This is a genomic window from Zymomonas mobilis, from assembly GCF_006715975.1.
GTDB classification, from domain to species: Bacteria; Pseudomonadota; Alphaproteobacteria; order Sphingomonadales; family Sphingomonadaceae; genus Zymomonas; species Zymomonas mobilis_B.
This window is the reverse complement of the sequence record NZ_VFOF01000001.1, coordinates 1,478,963-1,493,931: the sequence shown is the minus strand read 5'-3', so window position 1 is coordinate 1,493,931 and position 14,969 is coordinate 1,478,963. Positions and strand designations below refer to the sequence as shown.

Genomic DNA, 14,969 nt, shown 5'->3' with positions numbered 1-14,969 from the left:
TGAAAGCAAGAAAGAACAAGTTTATGATGTCTCTATCGCAAGTTTATTAAAGGCTGGTCGTATCGGAATCTTTCTTGTAGAATTTTTATATCGGCGTTTTTCAAGGCCATATCCCAAGACAGAAAGATCAAAAAAATGATTTCTCTCCGGCATCGTCGTTTCTTGACTGCCTTTTCTGCACTCATTGCTTTTTCTACCAGCCATTTGGCCTTGGCTCGTCAAACGCAACCAGCCACCACGACTTCAAAAGAAATCAATTGGTCTGATGTTGCCAATCTTCCTAAAAAGACAATCGCTGCCCATGCCATGGTGGCTGCCGCCAATCCTTTGGCGGTGAAGGCCGGTTACGAAGTTTTAAAGGCAGGTGGTAGCGCGGTTGATGCGGCGGTCGCTATTCAAGCTGTTTTGGGATTGGTCGAACCGCAAAGCTCTGGCATCGGCGGCGGTGCTTTTATGACCTATTATGACGCCAAAACGCATAAAGTAACGGCTTATAATGGTCGCGAAACGGCACCCGCTGATGCAACGCCCGATATGTTTCTGGACGAAAACAAAAACCCTATTCCTTTTAAAAAAGCGGTTGTCTCAGGGCGTGCAACTGGCGTTCCGGGTGCTGTTGCCATGCTGGAAATGGCACAAAAAGAACATGGCTATCTGCCATGGAATCAATTGTTCAACTCTGCGATCACATTGGCAGAGCAGGGCTTTGCCGTTTCGCCGCGTCTTGCCGGTATGATTAACGGCCATTCTCCCGAAGCCTATACCGAAGACGCCATTCGCTATTTTGTCAAAGAAAACGGCCAACGCTATCAGGCTGGTGATGTCCTTAAAAACCCCGCTTATGCGAATAGCTTAAAAGCTATTGCCGCACAGGGTTCATCTGCGATACTGACAGGCGCTATCGCACAAGAAATCGTTGATAAGGTGCATCAAGGCCCCTTGCCGGGCAGCATGACCATGGCTGACCTTGCGGGCTATCACCCCAAATCGGGGGCAGCCTTATGTAAAGGCTATCATCTTTATGTTGTCTGCACGCCGGATGCCCCTTCCGGCGGCGTCGGCCTTCAAGAAGCCTTGGGCTTATTATCACATACCGATATCGCCAAGCGTAACGCCGATGATCCCAAAGCATGGCTCGAATTTGCCGAGGCCAGCCGTTTGGCTTATGCCGATCGCGATTATTTTGTGGGCGATCCCGATTTTGTCAAAGTGCCGGTTATGGGCTTACTCGATGCCGGTTATCTTACCGAGCGGGCAAAATTAATCGGTGACAAGGCCATGGCTGATGCACCTCTTCATGGTAATCCGAAAGGCGCACCCAGCTACACCACGGATGCCACCCTTGAACCGGGGGGAACAACTCATATCGTTATTGTCGATAGCAAAGGCAACGCGGTATCCATGACGACAACCGTTGAAAATATTTTTGGTACGGGGCGCATGGTCGGTGGTTTCTTCCTGAATAATCAGTTGACCGATTTCTCGTTCTCGCCACAGGCCTATGACCAAACACCGGCGGCCAATGCCGTTTCCGGCGATAAACGCCCGCGTTCAACGATGGCACCGACTATTATTTTCGATAAAAAAGGCCAATTTGTTGCCGCCTTGGGTTCTCCCGGTGGTAGCTCTATTCAAGCCTATAATCTGAAAGCTATCGTGGCACTTCTTGATTGGCATATGCCGGTTGATAAAGCCTTGGCACTGCCTAATCTGGTGGCTCATGGCACCACTTTTTATTCCGATCCTTTCCCTGCCAAAATATCCCAAGGCCTGAAAGATTTGGGCGTAACCTTACAACCGGCAGGACATGAAGAATCCGGCCTTCATGCCATCATCAAGCGTGGCAATTATTATGAAGGGGGCGCCGATGTCCGACGGGAAGGTACCGCTGTCGGCTTCTAATCCATAAAAATATACCCTGTAATCGGAAGTTTAGCCATCCGGTTACAGGGATATTTTCAAGACAGATAGAATGACGTTATTCTATTCTTGTCGGGATATGTTGACGGCTCTATCGCAAAACCGAATGGACAATTCTGCGATAGAAAAAGCTAGGCGCTTTGTTCTTCCAATGATGCATTATTGGGTTCACGCAGAATATAACCACGTCCCCAAACCGTCTCGATATAGTTTTCTTCGCTATAGGCTTTGTTCAATTTTTTCCGAAGCTTACAGACGAAGACATCAATAATCTTCAATTCCGGCTCATCCATCCCACCATAAAGATGATTAAGGAACATCTCTTTTGTAATGGTGGTGCCTTTCCTCAAAGAAAGCAATTCGAGGATAGCATATTCCTTGCCGGTCAGATGGACAGGCTTTTTATCAATCTCGACCGTTTTACTATCAAGATTAACCGTCAAACGCCCTGTTTTGATAATAGACTGGGAATGGCCTTGAGAACGACGCACAACGGCTTGAATGCGTGCAATCAATTCATCTTGATGAAATGGCTTGGTCAGATAATCATCTGCACCAAAGCCTAAGGCAGTGACCTTCGATTCCATTTCCGCATCGCCTGATAAGACGATAATCGGCGTTTTGACCTGTGCGGTTCTTAATGTTTTTAAAACTTCATAGCCATGCATATCAGGCAAATTCAGATCCAGACAAATGATGTCGTAATCATAAAGCTTGCCCAGATCGATGCCTTCTTCTCCAAGGTCTGTTGTATAGACATTGAAGCGCTTTTTCGTCAGCATCAATTCTATAGATTTCGCCGTTGTTGGCTCATCTTCAATCAGTAAAACACGCATTCTCCATTCCCCGTTATAGCCGTCATAATATTATATAGTTGATAAATTAAACATGCCCCATGTTATCAACTATCTTTTTCGTAGATATCTCCGTATCTTTGATGAAAAAGAAATGATGTCAGCACTCTATGAATTTTTATTGTCTTATCAAAAAGAAGAGCACCAACATCTTTAATAATTATGATCAAGATTCTGTTTTATATTTTAACTCTAAAAAACGCTGCTGAGTAGCCAATTTATCAAGATCATCATTGGCAAGGTCTTGTTCTATCCGCCCTAGTGCCTGATTGATCACATCTAGACCAGTGGTAAGTTGTGAATCCGGACTCTCCAGACCTGCACGCCCTTGTTTTCTTAGATTAACCGGTATCTCTACATAGCCGTTGACCAATTCCGGCATTTCTTCGCTGACCAATTTCCGCATTTGAACCGCAGTCGGATCATTTTCAGGCAGCTTTTCCGCTACAGACGATAAATGAGATAATTTATCAAGAATAGAATCCGCAAAATTACGGGCAGGCGCTGGCAACGCGTTCTTCTGCGCCGATAGCCAAGAGGCTGCCTGCTGCGGTAATTGTTTAAGCGGCTGTTTTTGTAAATTTTCTACTTTAACCGGACGCGGCAAGGGCAGGGTAAGGGGTGCCAAAATACTCCCCAAAACCAAAGCCGCCAGCGTCAGGATAATACCGGAAATACCTAAAGGATGAATAAAACCAATAACAAAGGCGGCCAGTAAAATCACCGCATCGGTCACGCATAGCCGTTTCAGCCGCCGCCCCAACAGGCTTTTCTTGGCAAATTCACGGCTAACTGCCCGACTATCTCGAAGCCGCGCTAAAAGACGATACGCGTCCTGAATTCCTTGTTGATTACTGGCCATATATTTCCCTTATAAAGGCTTGAACGGGTCTCTGCCCGATGCCGCAGGCGTTTCTGGCGATTTGTTGCCTTCATTTCCCAACATTTGCTGCATCGTCTGGTCTTGGCTTTGGCTTGAACCTTGCGCCCGCGCAATATAGCCGCGTGATTTTTCAACTTCGTCTGACAAAGCTTCGACCGTCTGTTTCATCGAAGACAATGCCTGCACTTTATATTGGTCAATGGAATCCATGGTCGCATAGATATTGCTGAATGCCCGCTTCAAAGTATCCAGCGGAATAGTCGCGGAGGCTGCCTGCTTTTGAATTTCACCCGTCTGATTTTTCAACATTTCGCCGGTGGCATCAATGATATTGGCGGTGGTGCTGTTCAAAGCATTGATCTGTTCCAAAACCAACTTCTGGTTCGTCAAGGCTTGCGCGACGGTAACCGCCGTCTTTAATGCCGCGACCGTCGTCGTTGAAGCACGGTCGACCCCTTTGACCAATTCGACATTATTCTTGCGTACCAAATCCAATGCCAGATAGCCTTGGACGCTCACCGCCAACTGGGTCAATAAATCGGTAACCCGCTGCCGGACATAGAAAAGCGCGCTTTCCCGCAAGGTTTTAGCTTTGGCCGGATCGCTGATATCCAGATCATGGCTTTTGGCTTCTAACTGGCTATCCAGTGTTTTCGCCATGTAAATCATTTGCTCAAGCCGTTCGAGCGTTGCCCATAAAGTCTGGCGCTCAACATCAATCGCGGCGTTATCTTTTAATAATTCATCTTTGCCACTCTCAAGTCGGGCAAGAATGGTGGTGATATGCGACTGGGCAGATTTATAGCTGTCGAAATAATCGCGCAGTTTATTACCAAAAGGAATAATACCAAAAATCTTCTTGGGCGCGGTTAAATCTCCACGCTTACCGGGGTCAAGATCTTCGATAACGCGCCGTAGCTGGGCAAGGTCAGAACCAACATGACCATCTCCATCCATCGCTTTTACCGGACGATCCAGAAAGCGATTGGATTGGTTGGCGGCTTCCCGAATTTCATTGCGACCAAGATTGATAATGGAATCAACCTTCTTCCCAAATTCAGGGCTATTTGGATTCTCAGCCACCAAATCATCAATAAAGCCGCTGACTTTGGCTTCTAATTGGCTTTTTTGTTCTTCTTTTAACGGAACAAGACCATCGGCTTTGGCGGCCGAAACATTGGGGACAGGGCTGGGGGGTGTCAGCTTCAAATCAACATCAGGCGTCTGACCGGCTGCGTTATTCTCTGTAACCATTGCGCTTCACTCCCCAACTATCCTTTTGTAAAATTTGGCCTTTTGTTTCTTTTCTTCAAGGGAGAAAAAGAAATTAAAGGCTTATTTTACCCATTCCAAACCGATTTCATTATAGACACTACGATCCTCATCCCATTTCGGGTTCACTTTAACATGCAAAAATAAATGCACTTTGCATCCTAAAATCTGGGATAATTCAGCGCGTGCCTTGCTACCGATTTCTTTCAGTCGAGCACCATGGTGGCCAACAACAATGGCTTTTTGTGAATCGCGCGCGATCAAAATTTGCTGATGTATAGCAACGGAACCATCTGACCGTTCTTCATATTTTTCGGTCTCAACCGCGGCGGCATAGGGTAATTCGTCATGCAGCTGTAAAAAGATCTGTTCGCGGGTAATTTCGGCAGCCAACATACGATCGGTGACATCGGACACTTGATCTTCTGGGAAATGCCATGGGCTTTCCGGCATCATATCTGCCAAAGAACGCTTCAAATCGACAACGCCATCTCCGGTCGCTGCCGAAACCATGAACAAAGCTTCTGGCTTGATGGCTTCATAAAGCTTCTGTGCCAAAGCCAATAATTCAGCTTTCGGGGTAATATCGACTTTATTCAGTATAACGATTTTGGGTTCTTTACGGGTGGCAACCGCTTCAATTAACGGTTCAGTCCGGCGCGTAATACCGGAAGAGGCATCTATAACCAAAGCGACCAGATTAGCCCCCTCGGCGCTGCCCCATGCCGCAGCTACCATCGCGCGATCAAAGCGTTTTTTCGGGGTGAAAATACCAGGCGTATCAACCAACAATATCTGGGTCTGATCCAGCAAGGCGATACCCATTAAACGGGAACGCGTTGTCTGTGCTTTGGGGCTAATAATGGCGATCTTCTGACCGACCAAAGCATTGACCAAGGTTGATTTTCCGGCATTTGGCGCGCCAACAATAGCGACCAGACCACAATGTTGGGTATTCAAAGGAGGCGTATTCATATCTTTCATTCTCTCTTCATAGAGAGAAGATCGACGGAAAGGAATACTGCTTCTTTTCTGGCATTATCGCTATTCCCTTTTTCTCGCCGATAGAGGCTTAAAGGCTCACCAAAAGGAAATGCCTTAAAAGAAAAAGGCAGCCTACCTCCAGCCGAAATGACCTGAAAGCAGCACTGCCTTTTTCCGGCTCGTTTTAAAAACAAGCCCATATAGCGCTTAGGCTTATCGACCTAATTTAGTCAGGCTGCGGTCAAGCGCGCCGGTCAACCAATCAATATCGCCTGCTTGGAAAGCCAAAGGTGGCCGCAATTTCAAGACATTGCCATAAGGCCCCGCAACCGAGGTTAAAACATGCTCATCTCGAAGGGCTTCGATCAAATCAAGCGCCAGCTCTTTATCGGGTTCTTTGGTCGTCCGGTCTTTGACTAATTCAAAACCGATAAACAGACCTGCTCCGCGAACATCTCCGACAGAATCATGCGTATCTTGCAATTTACGCAATTCACCCAAAAGCTGTGATCCAATCTTCTGGGCATGTTCCTGTAGCTTTTCTTTTTTAATCACATCCAGAACGGCAGTTGCGGCAGCCATTGATACCGGATTTCCGCCAAATGTGTTAAAATAAGGGACATGGTTACTGAACGCTTCCATGACTTCCTTGCGGGCAAACAGACCAGAAACCGGAATACCATTCCCCATCGGCTTACCGGTTGTGACGACGTCCGGAATTAACCCATGCCGTCCAAATCCCCAGAAAGCTTCGCCGGTTCTGGCAAATCCGGGCTGAACTTCATCCGCGATGAAAATACCACCGTTTTTATGGACAACATCAATTGCCGGTTTCATGAATCCCGCTTCACCGGGCAAAACACCATCTGATGAAAAGATCGAATCCGCCATAAATCCGGCGAATTTGATGCCATGGGCGGCCATGTCATCAATCTGTTTTTGAATTTCGGCAGCAAACCACGCGCCCGCATCTTTTCCAGCCAAACGGTAATGATCAGGTGCCGGAACAAGGCGCGTATTCGAAGACAAGCTCTGACCACTACCAAGGGCAGGGGATGCTCCTGATGTCAGGAAACTGGTGCCATGATAGGATTCCTGCGTCACAATAATGCCGGTGCCGCCTGACCATTCACAGGCAATCCGCATTGCCAAATCATTCGCTTCCGAACCCGTGCACATATACATGGCGCGGTTGATCTCTTCTGGCATGGTTGCCAAAATAGATTCCGAATAATCAAGAATGGTTTCATGCAAATAACGGGTATGGGTATTTAACCGTCCCATCTGTTCATGAACGGCCGCGATCACGGCTGGATGGCAATGCCCGATGCTGGCAACGTTGTTATACACATCCAGATATTTTTCACCGTCAGCATCCCATAAATAAGCGCCTTCTCCGCGCACCAAATGAACTGGGCGGCGATAGAAAAGACGATAGGACGCCCCCAGAAGATTCTTGCGGCGTTCGGTTAGGGAACGCGTGGCCTCATCTAAAGCAGCGGCGTGTTCATCCCGAAAACTGTTCGTGTCCATAATGGTAGAACGATTTGACACAGGATCCTCCTTTTCAGGATCAAAATGAAAATTAATGTTCTAATTATGGCAGTGACAATTGAAATAAACTTGACGTTAGAAGACATTCTCGATTTTTTTCTGTCAACAGTTTCGTATTTTGTTTCTTTGCGGTCAAAAAAGGGTCATCTCCAGCCAAGTTATAAATCTCATCCTCTCTTTATCATGACTCCAACAAATAACGTTCAGGAGTCTGTCATATGAATTCCAGCCATGCCGATAACCTCAGTTCGTCTGTTCTTTCTCAACTCGCGGCACAGGCAATGGAAGCGTATTCTGATTTATATCAGGGGCAAATCCGACTTTTAACGCGTTCAGAAAATGCGACGTTCCATATTGCGACTCCTTCAGGCCAGTCTTACGCACTTCGCCTTCATCGTCCCCATTATCACGATAAACAAAGTATCTCTGGGGAACTCGCATGGTTAAAAGCCCTGCAAGAAGATATCGGATTGATCGTGCCGCAAGCCATTCCTGACCGTCAGAATGAGGTTATCCAGACATTGGAAGCCCCCGATGGCGCCTTGCGTTATGCCGTGCTTTTCAACTGGGTTGATGGCGAAATGCCAACCGCTGATCTTGATCCAACGTTGTTTCAACAACTTGGTGAAGTTACCGCCCATCTTCACCAACATAGCCAGCGTTGGGAGAAGCCAAATGATTTCAGACGGCTTGTCTGGAGCCATGAAAATATGGTCGGCTCCAATGGCTATTGGGGTGACTGGCGGGTGACCCCTGGTCTTGATAAAAATGATATTGCGATCATGGATGAAGCTACTGGCCGGATCAGCCAATCATTAGAAAATTTTGGACAGTCTTCTGACCGCTACGGACTCATTCATGCTGATCTCAGATTGACTAACATCTTGATTCACGAAGGAAATACGCGAGCGATTGATTTTGATGATTGTGGAACCGGATGGTTCCTCCACGATCTGGCCGCCGCGATCAGCTTTGAAGAACATCATCCTGCCGCCCCTTTATGGGTAGAAAATTGGCTCAAAGGATATGAGAAAATCCGTCCTCTTTCCCAAGACGAAATGGAGATCCTTCCTGCGCTTTTCGCACAAAGAAGAATCCAGATGACTGCATGGGTTGGCTCCCATGGTGACACCGATATGGCGCGCAGTCTGGGTAGCGATTGGTTGGCACATACGGTGCGTTTATGTCAGCGCTATTTGGACGGAGAAGTCCCTCTTGGCGCTTAGGAAATAACCCCCATCGAATAGACTCCTTTTTTACCGCTTTATCTCTTCCTTCACAAAATTTCTTTATTTTGGAAGGAAGAGATTTTTTTAAATTTTATATTGCAATATGATGACATAATATGATGATATCCATTTAGGATATAATTTTGGGCATGTTCATAGACTCATTATCCTGATGAAACTGAATCCACGGAAAGTCTGAGAATATGACATCTTTTCTAAATACAGCTTTCTCTAAAACAGTTTCCTCTTTCGAGGAAGTGCATCATGGTGTTCTGGCCGCTGCCGGAAGTGGTCTTGGTGATTTTATCCGTAAAACCGGCGGCGATGCCGACCGTGTTTTTGGCGCATGTGGGGTAGATCCCCTGATTTTGGAACGCCCCACCCACAGCCTCAGCCTGACCAATTATTGTCGCTTGATGGAAGAGGCGGCAACCAACTCACAAAATGGTAATTTCGGCCTTCATTACGGCAAGCAATTTCAACCGCAAAATCTTGGATTGATTGGTTATATTGGTCTGGCCTCCCCGACATTGGGGGAAGCCCTTTTGAACGTCGCAAAGGATTTTCAATGGCATCAGCATGATACCCTGACGCGTTTCGTCAAACGGGAAAACCAATGGCATTTTGAATATCAGATCAGACATGGTGCGATTACCAGAAGACGGCAGGATGCCGAAATCTCAATGGGCATGGTTCTCAATATTATCCGCAGCGCCCTTGGCTCCAAATGGACGCCTTTAGAAGTTAACTTTGAACATTATCGCCCTGAACAAGCCTATGAACATGAGCAGGTATTCGGTGCGCCTGTCTGGTTTGAACAACCCTGCAACTCGATCGTGCTTTCTGAAAAAGACTTGATGCGCCCGATGCCGGGACATGAACCGGTTTTGTTAACCGTAATGCGGGAAACTATCCGCCGTCTTAATCGTCATAATGTGCCGCAATCTTTCCCTGAACGGGTGAGGGCTATTATTCGCATCATGCTGCCACAGGATGATTTCTCACTCGAAAAAATTTCTGAAAAAATGTCGATGACACCATGGTCATTGCAACGGCGTCTCAAAGACGAAAATGTTACCTTCCTTTCTCTGATCGACTCCGTTCGGCAGGACATGGCTATCGACTATATGAAGCAACCGCATCTCACTATTTCGGATATTACCTTTATGCTGGGCTATTCCGAGGTATGCGCTCTTTCTCGGGCATTCCGGCGCTGGTTTGGAATAAGTCCCCGTACATGGCGTAAAAACTATGCGGCAAAAACAACTTCCGATCTGGAAAACAGACGGATACCGGAAAACGGCCTCTAAAAACGAAGCTAGAATAACTAAGGCTTACGCCTGCACTGGCTAGGCTCCTGTGCGGGGTAATTCTTTCTCCCTCACAGCTTCCTATGCCTTCTGATTTGTCCTCCCCCCAAGAGCCGCAGCGATATTTTGAGTCAAAAAAGCCCGGTTATTTTCTAAAGTTAAAAATTTGCCGTGTGAGTCTGTTTATTTCATCCTTTGAGTTGGTTCTTTCTTACTCCCTTACCTCTGCTATGCCTTAATTTTTCGGCTAAATTGGGACTAAAAATCGGAATTTTTCACAAAAGAACAATCAATTATCATGAAAGATTAAATTTAATTTTCAAGAAACAACAAATTGTCATCAAAGATCAAGTTTATATGCTTTCATTACCGATATGGTTTTTGGGTGATTATCGAAAATCCGGTAAAAGGAGAGTCCACCGAGATGCAAGAAAAATCTCCGAAGCTTTCAAAAACACTCAGTTCCTTTCATCTATGGGGCATTGCTGTCGGCCTTGTCATTTCAGGAGAGTATTTCGGTTGGAGCTATGGTTGGGCAACAGCAGGAACCACTGGTTTCTTGATTGCAACCGTCATTGTTGCCGCCATTTACACTAGTTTCATTTTCAGTTTTACAGAGTTAACTTGTTCCATCCCTCAGGCGGGGGGGCCTTTCGCCTATAGCTTTCGAGCCTTAGGAAAATGGGGTGGAATTATCGCCGGAATGGCAACCTTGGTCGAATTTCTATTCGCACCACCCGCAATCGCCCTCGCAATCGGCTCCTATCTCAATGTGCAGTTTCCTGCGCTTTCCCCGAAAATGGCAGCGGCCTGCGCCTATATCGTTTTCATGGCCTTGAATATTGTCGGGGTCAGGATTGCCGCAACGTTCGAATTGTTCATTACGATTGCAGCCATTTTTGAATTGCTGGTTTTCATGGGCGTTGTCGCACCGGCTTTTTCATGGAGCCAGTTCTTCCATGATGGTTGGGGCGTAACGAGCCATTTCAATATCGAGGCTGTTGGCGGAATATTCGCTGCTGTGCCTTTTGCGATCTGGTTCTTTCTCGCTATCGAAGGGGTCGCCATGGCCGCCGAAGAAGCCAAAAATCCCCGTCGTTCTATCCCGATCGCTTACACAGCCGGTATTCTGACACTGGTTTCTTTGGCATTCGGTGTAATGATCTTTGCCGGTGGTTCAATGGATTGGCATCAATTGGCCAATCTCAACGATCCTCTGCCACAGGCTATGAAACATGTGGTTGGTGCGCATAGCGGATGGTTGCATATGCTGGTGTTCCTTGGCCTCTTCGGGCTGGTTTCTTCCTTGCATGGTATCATCATGGGCTATGGTCGTCAGATCTTTGCCTTGGCACGGGCAGGCTTCTTGCCAGCCGCACTTGGGAAATTGCATGTTCGACTTCAAACGCCTTACGCCGCGACAATCGCGGGTGGCTTAGTCGGTATTGCCGCAATTTTTGCCGATGACGTCATCTCTTTTGGTGGTCACTCTTTGACGGCTATCCTCGTGACGATGTCGGTTCTTGGCTCCTTGACCATGTATGTGTTAAGCATGGTAAGTCTTTTCCGGTTGCGTCAGACAATGCCTGATCTGCCGCGCCCGTATAAAGCGCCCTTTTATCCTTTTCTGCCTGCAATCGCTCTGATTGGAGCCTTCTTTCTTCTGGCTGCCGTCATTTATTATAATGTCGGAATCTCGCTGATTTATACGCTCCTGATGTGCATTGCTTGCCCGCTTTGTCTTTATACCTACAAACAAAACCAAAACAGAAAAGCAGCAAAGGCAACGCTTGCGACTTCTTCCGTCTTGGCTGCGGAAGGTGCCGAAGAATAAGCCACCACCAGAATTCCATGGTCACTTTTTGTGAAAAAAGGGCATCCGATATGCGCTATTACAAGTTATCTTTTTGTTTCAGCTTTTGTGTATGCAGCTTGGTCGCCTCAGAATGGCCAGCCTTTGCCCAAACCCAGACGGAGGCCACACCATCAACGGCTTCCCTCATACAAAAAGCGGCACCGGACAAAGAAGACTATGAACATGCACAAGATCCAGACATGCCTGCTCTCGAAGCCGGAAATCTGTTCCATGGCAATGGTTCGCTTTCCTATTGGGACGGTCTTGTCGGACATATCACGATAGAAGGTGGCGCTACCGGAAACCCTGGGACACATTCAGGACGCAACTTCGGACAGTATTTTGCTGATCGGGCAAATACCGGCAGCCTTAACCAAATCATGGCCTCTCTTTCCCATCCGGTAACCCCGATTGGGAAAGGCTATGGCATCGGTTTTGTCATGGAAGCGTTTTACGGTTCAGATGCTCGTGTCGATCCTACCTTGGGTATGGGCGATGGTGCATTACGTGGTCTTAATCAATGGGCGCCGACACAGGCACATATTGATGTTCATACCCCTTGGTTGTTCAAGCATGGTATCGATTTTCAGGTTGGGCAAATATATGGAATGATGGGTGTCGAAGGTATTCCGGCACTCGCCCGTCCTTTCTACAGCTATAATTACAGCTCTGATTACATCGTTCCCTTTGAAACGGTGGGGGTCGTTGCAACCATGCATCCGACCAGCGATATTGATGTCATATTGGGTATCGATTCAGGTAACGCCTCAACCTTTGGCAATGCGACGCTTAATAAAAAGCCTAAAGGCTATGCAGGTGTGGTCTTTAAAAACCTGATGGATAACAGAATGACCGTTCGGGCGATTTCTCATATTGGGCCCGCGGGTAACTCTGGACAACCAACGACTTCGGCTGAAGGCTGGACGAGTGCTGGTCTCGGTCGGGCTGCGAACAAACTGATGCAGTATAATGTTGAAGTCAGCATGAGCTACCGCTTCTCGGACAAGGTGACCTTTACAGAAGATATCATTGTCGATCGTGATGAATCGATCCGCGATACGGCTTTCGGCTTCACCTCTTATGTCGCATGGAATTTACGGAAAGATCTGACCTTAAACTTCAGAGGCGAACTCTTCCGCGACAATACCGGCGGCGTTATCACCCAATTCATCGGTAGCGAGTCTTATCGGAATTATCTCCGCAACCGTCCTTATGTGTATTACAGCGCACCGGCCACCACTTATGGCGAATTGACTGCAGGTGTTTCATGGAAACCGGCTTATATCAACGACCATCTCGGTAAAGGGACATTCACTCTCAGACCAGAGCTCCGGTTGGATAAGTCACTAAATGGCACACGTCCTTTTAACCGTAGCGCTTCTGTCATGAATCCTGTGGTTACCAACGGAAGCCATAATATGTTCTGGGTCAGTTGCGACGCTGTTTTGAGCTTCTAAATTTTGCTCATCCACACACGGCGGCCAATTGGTTCGCTTTGATCATGGGGCTGAATAAGGATATCGGACAGAACCGATAGATATTCAGTCCTAAATGACCAATGCCCCAATTATGGGGCAGGGGCTTTCTTCACTCAATATATAAGGTCCCAAAGCCTTAAACCGCACATCTCCTGATCTAAATATCTGACAGCTCATCTACATTTTTGGTGAACCATCCATCGGCGAAATCATGCGCCCTATGCCTTTAAAATAACTAAATTAAATCGACAGCCTTAAAATATCCATTTCCCAATAAACAGGGCTGCAATATCGAAAGAACGACCCATTACCCCGCCATAAAAAACAGAATAATCCATAGAATGACGACAAGCCGGATAATAAAATTATCGCTTGGATTTTGTTCTATCAGCAAAAATATGGGGATTTTTAGGAAATATATGGTGCCGGGTGAGGGACTCGAACCCACATGGTCGCTACTTACAAGGTAGGTGCCTAACCATTCGGCCAACCCGGCAGTGATTCGTGATTTCACTAAAGCATTTTTTGAGAAAAGGGAATCGCTACTTTATAAAAAAACAGATTTTTTATAAATTTTTTCGTCTTTTCAAACTGTTGCATCGAATAGCATAAAATAAAACCAGTTTCCTCGATAGAGGAGGCATCTTTTTTGGCCGATAACCGCTTTTTTGGAACAAAGACGTTTCTTAATTAATAAAAGGCTTTAAAAGCTAAGATTATGAATAATGATGCTTTCATAAGCTGGGTTGAAAAAACATTAGGTCACAAACCTAAAGATCCGGCGTTGTTTTTACGAGCCATGACACATCCAAGTCATGGCAACAGCGATTATCAAAGATTAGAGTTTTTAGGTGACCGTGTTTTAGGATTGGTCATTGCCAACTGGTTATACGATCTTTTTCCTCGTGAACCAGAAGGCAAATTGTCCCGCAGGCTGAACAGTCTGGTCTCAGGTGCTAGCTGTGCCAGCATCGCACGGGTCGTCGGACTTCCTCAATGGCTTCGTCTGGGTAAACAAGCACGCGATGATGGTGCTGCCGCGTCCGACAATGTTCTGGGCGATGTGATGGAAGCCATGATCGGTGCGATTTTTCTGGAATCCGGTCTTGATGCAGCTGGAAAGCTCATTCACAAATACTGGGCTCCTTTAGTCACCGGACAGGAATCCGCCCCTAAACATCCTAAATCCGCTTTACAGGAATGGGCTGCTGCCCATAACCGCCGCCCACCTGCTTACGAAATTGTCAGCAGGACAGGCCCCCAACATAATCCATGCTTTACCATTCAGGTGTCTATTGCTGGTGTTGGTGAGGCGAGTGCAGAAGGCTCATCAAAGCAGGAAGCCCAAACCGCTGCAGCAAAAGCCCTTTTGGACGTGCTCGCACAGTAAAAAGAAGCGATAGAGCACTTCTCAAATCAATTTTGCTCTAAATTGGCAAAATTTATTAAAAACAAAATGAAAATTGTTTGAAACAGGCAATTCTTGAAAATAGCGTGTTTTTTCGGTTCTTGCTGAAATTCAGGCCAATAGAACACTCTACTTTTATCAAAACCCGATAAGCACAAGCGCTATTTTCCAGAGCGTGCCTCATCTTCAATCTAATAAAAACAGGCTGCCTTTTTATAAGAC

At 46.7% G+C, this 14,969-nt stretch carries 11 protein-coding genes and 1 tRNA gene; 6 read left to right on the top strand and 6 right to left on the bottom strand.

Annotation, left to right across the window (positions count from 1 at the left end; all coding sequences use genetic code 11):
* Positions 1 to 135 precede the first annotated feature (135 nt).
* Complete coding sequence (gene ggt, locus FBY58_RS06550; RefSeq protein WP_141920065.1) at positions 136 to 1,902, top strand: gamma-glutamyltransferase; 1,767 nt, start codon at positions 136 to 138, stop codon at positions 1,900 to 1,902.
* Positions 1,903 to 2,051: 149 nt separating this feature from the next.
* Here ggt and ctrA read toward each other — a convergent pair whose 3' ends face one another.
* From ctrA to FBY58_RS06520, 5 genes are all read right to left on the bottom strand, one after another.
* Entirely contained in the window at positions 2,052 to 2,756 is a 705-nt protein-coding gene (ctrA, locus tag FBY58_RS06545; RefSeq protein WP_141920062.1) for a response regulator transcription factor CtrA, read from the bottom strand.
* Positions 2,757 to 2,940: 184 nt separating this feature from the next.
* Positions 2,941 to 3,636: a hypothetical protein gene (locus tag FBY58_RS06540; protein WP_141920060.1), complete on the bottom strand. Its 696-nt coding sequence runs from the start codon at positions 3,634 to 3,636 to the stop codon at positions 2,941 to 2,943.
* Positions 3,637 to 3,645: 9 nt separating this feature from the next.
* Positions 3,646 to 4,911: a toxic anion resistance protein gene (locus FBY58_RS06535; protein ID WP_260432131.1), complete on the bottom strand. Its 1,266-nt coding sequence runs from the start codon at positions 4,909 to 4,911 to the stop codon at positions 3,646 to 3,648.
* Positions 4,912 to 4,992: 81 nt separating this feature from the next.
* Positions 4,993 to 5,913: a GTPase Era gene (gene era, locus FBY58_RS06530; protein ID WP_141920058.1), complete on the bottom strand. Its 921-nt coding sequence runs from the start codon at positions 5,911 to 5,913 to the stop codon at positions 4,993 to 4,995.
* 213 nt (positions 5,914 to 6,126) lie between these two features.
* On the bottom strand, positions 6,127 to 7,467 hold the full coding sequence (locus FBY58_RS06520) for an aspartate aminotransferase family protein (RefSeq protein WP_141920054.1): 1,341 nt from the start codon (positions 7,465 to 7,467) through the stop codon (positions 6,127 to 6,129).
* Positions 7,468 to 7,685: 218 nt separating this feature from the next.
* Here FBY58_RS06520 and FBY58_RS06515 point away from each other — a divergent pair, with 218 nt between their 5' ends.
* The 4 genes from FBY58_RS06515 (at position 7,686) to FBY58_RS06500 (ending at position 13,318) form a co-directional block, all read left to right on the top strand.
* A complete protein-coding gene (locus FBY58_RS06515; RefSeq protein WP_141920052.1) occupies positions 7,686 to 8,693 on the top strand; it encodes a phosphotransferase enzyme family protein in 1,008 nt (335 codons plus the stop codon).
* A 206-nt stretch (positions 8,694 to 8,899) separates the two neighbouring features.
* Complete coding sequence (locus FBY58_RS06510) at positions 8,900 to 10,006, top strand: AraC family transcriptional regulator (protein WP_141920051.1); 1,107 nt, start codon at positions 8,900 to 8,902, stop codon at positions 10,004 to 10,006.
* 424 nt (positions 10,007 to 10,430) lie between these two features.
* Positions 10,431 to 11,840, top strand: coding sequence for an ethanolamine permease (eat, locus tag FBY58_RS06505; RefSeq protein WP_141920049.1), 1,410 nt, complete (start codon positions 10,431 to 10,433; stop codon positions 11,838 to 11,840).
* 50 nt (positions 11,841 to 11,890) lie between these two features.
* Positions 11,891 to 13,318 carry an outer membrane beta-barrel protein gene (locus tag FBY58_RS06500; RefSeq protein WP_141920048.1) on the top strand — a complete coding sequence of 476 codons (1,428 nt, stop codon included), beginning with the start codon at positions 11,891 to 11,893 and terminating at the stop codon, positions 13,316 to 13,318.
* 441 nt (positions 13,319 to 13,759) lie between these two features.
* On the opposite strand, the gene FBY58_RS06495 is transcribed toward FBY58_RS06500, so the two are convergent.
* Positions 13,760 to 13,835 (bottom strand) — tRNA-Thr (locus tag FBY58_RS06495).
* A 222-nt stretch (positions 13,836 to 14,057) separates the two neighbouring features.
* On the opposite strand from FBY58_RS06495, the gene rnc reads away from it, so the two are divergent.
* A complete protein-coding gene (gene rnc, locus FBY58_RS06490) occupies positions 14,058 to 14,729 on the top strand; it encodes a ribonuclease III (protein WP_141920046.1) in 672 nt (223 codons plus the stop codon).
* Positions 14,730 to 14,969: the final 240 nt, after the last annotated feature.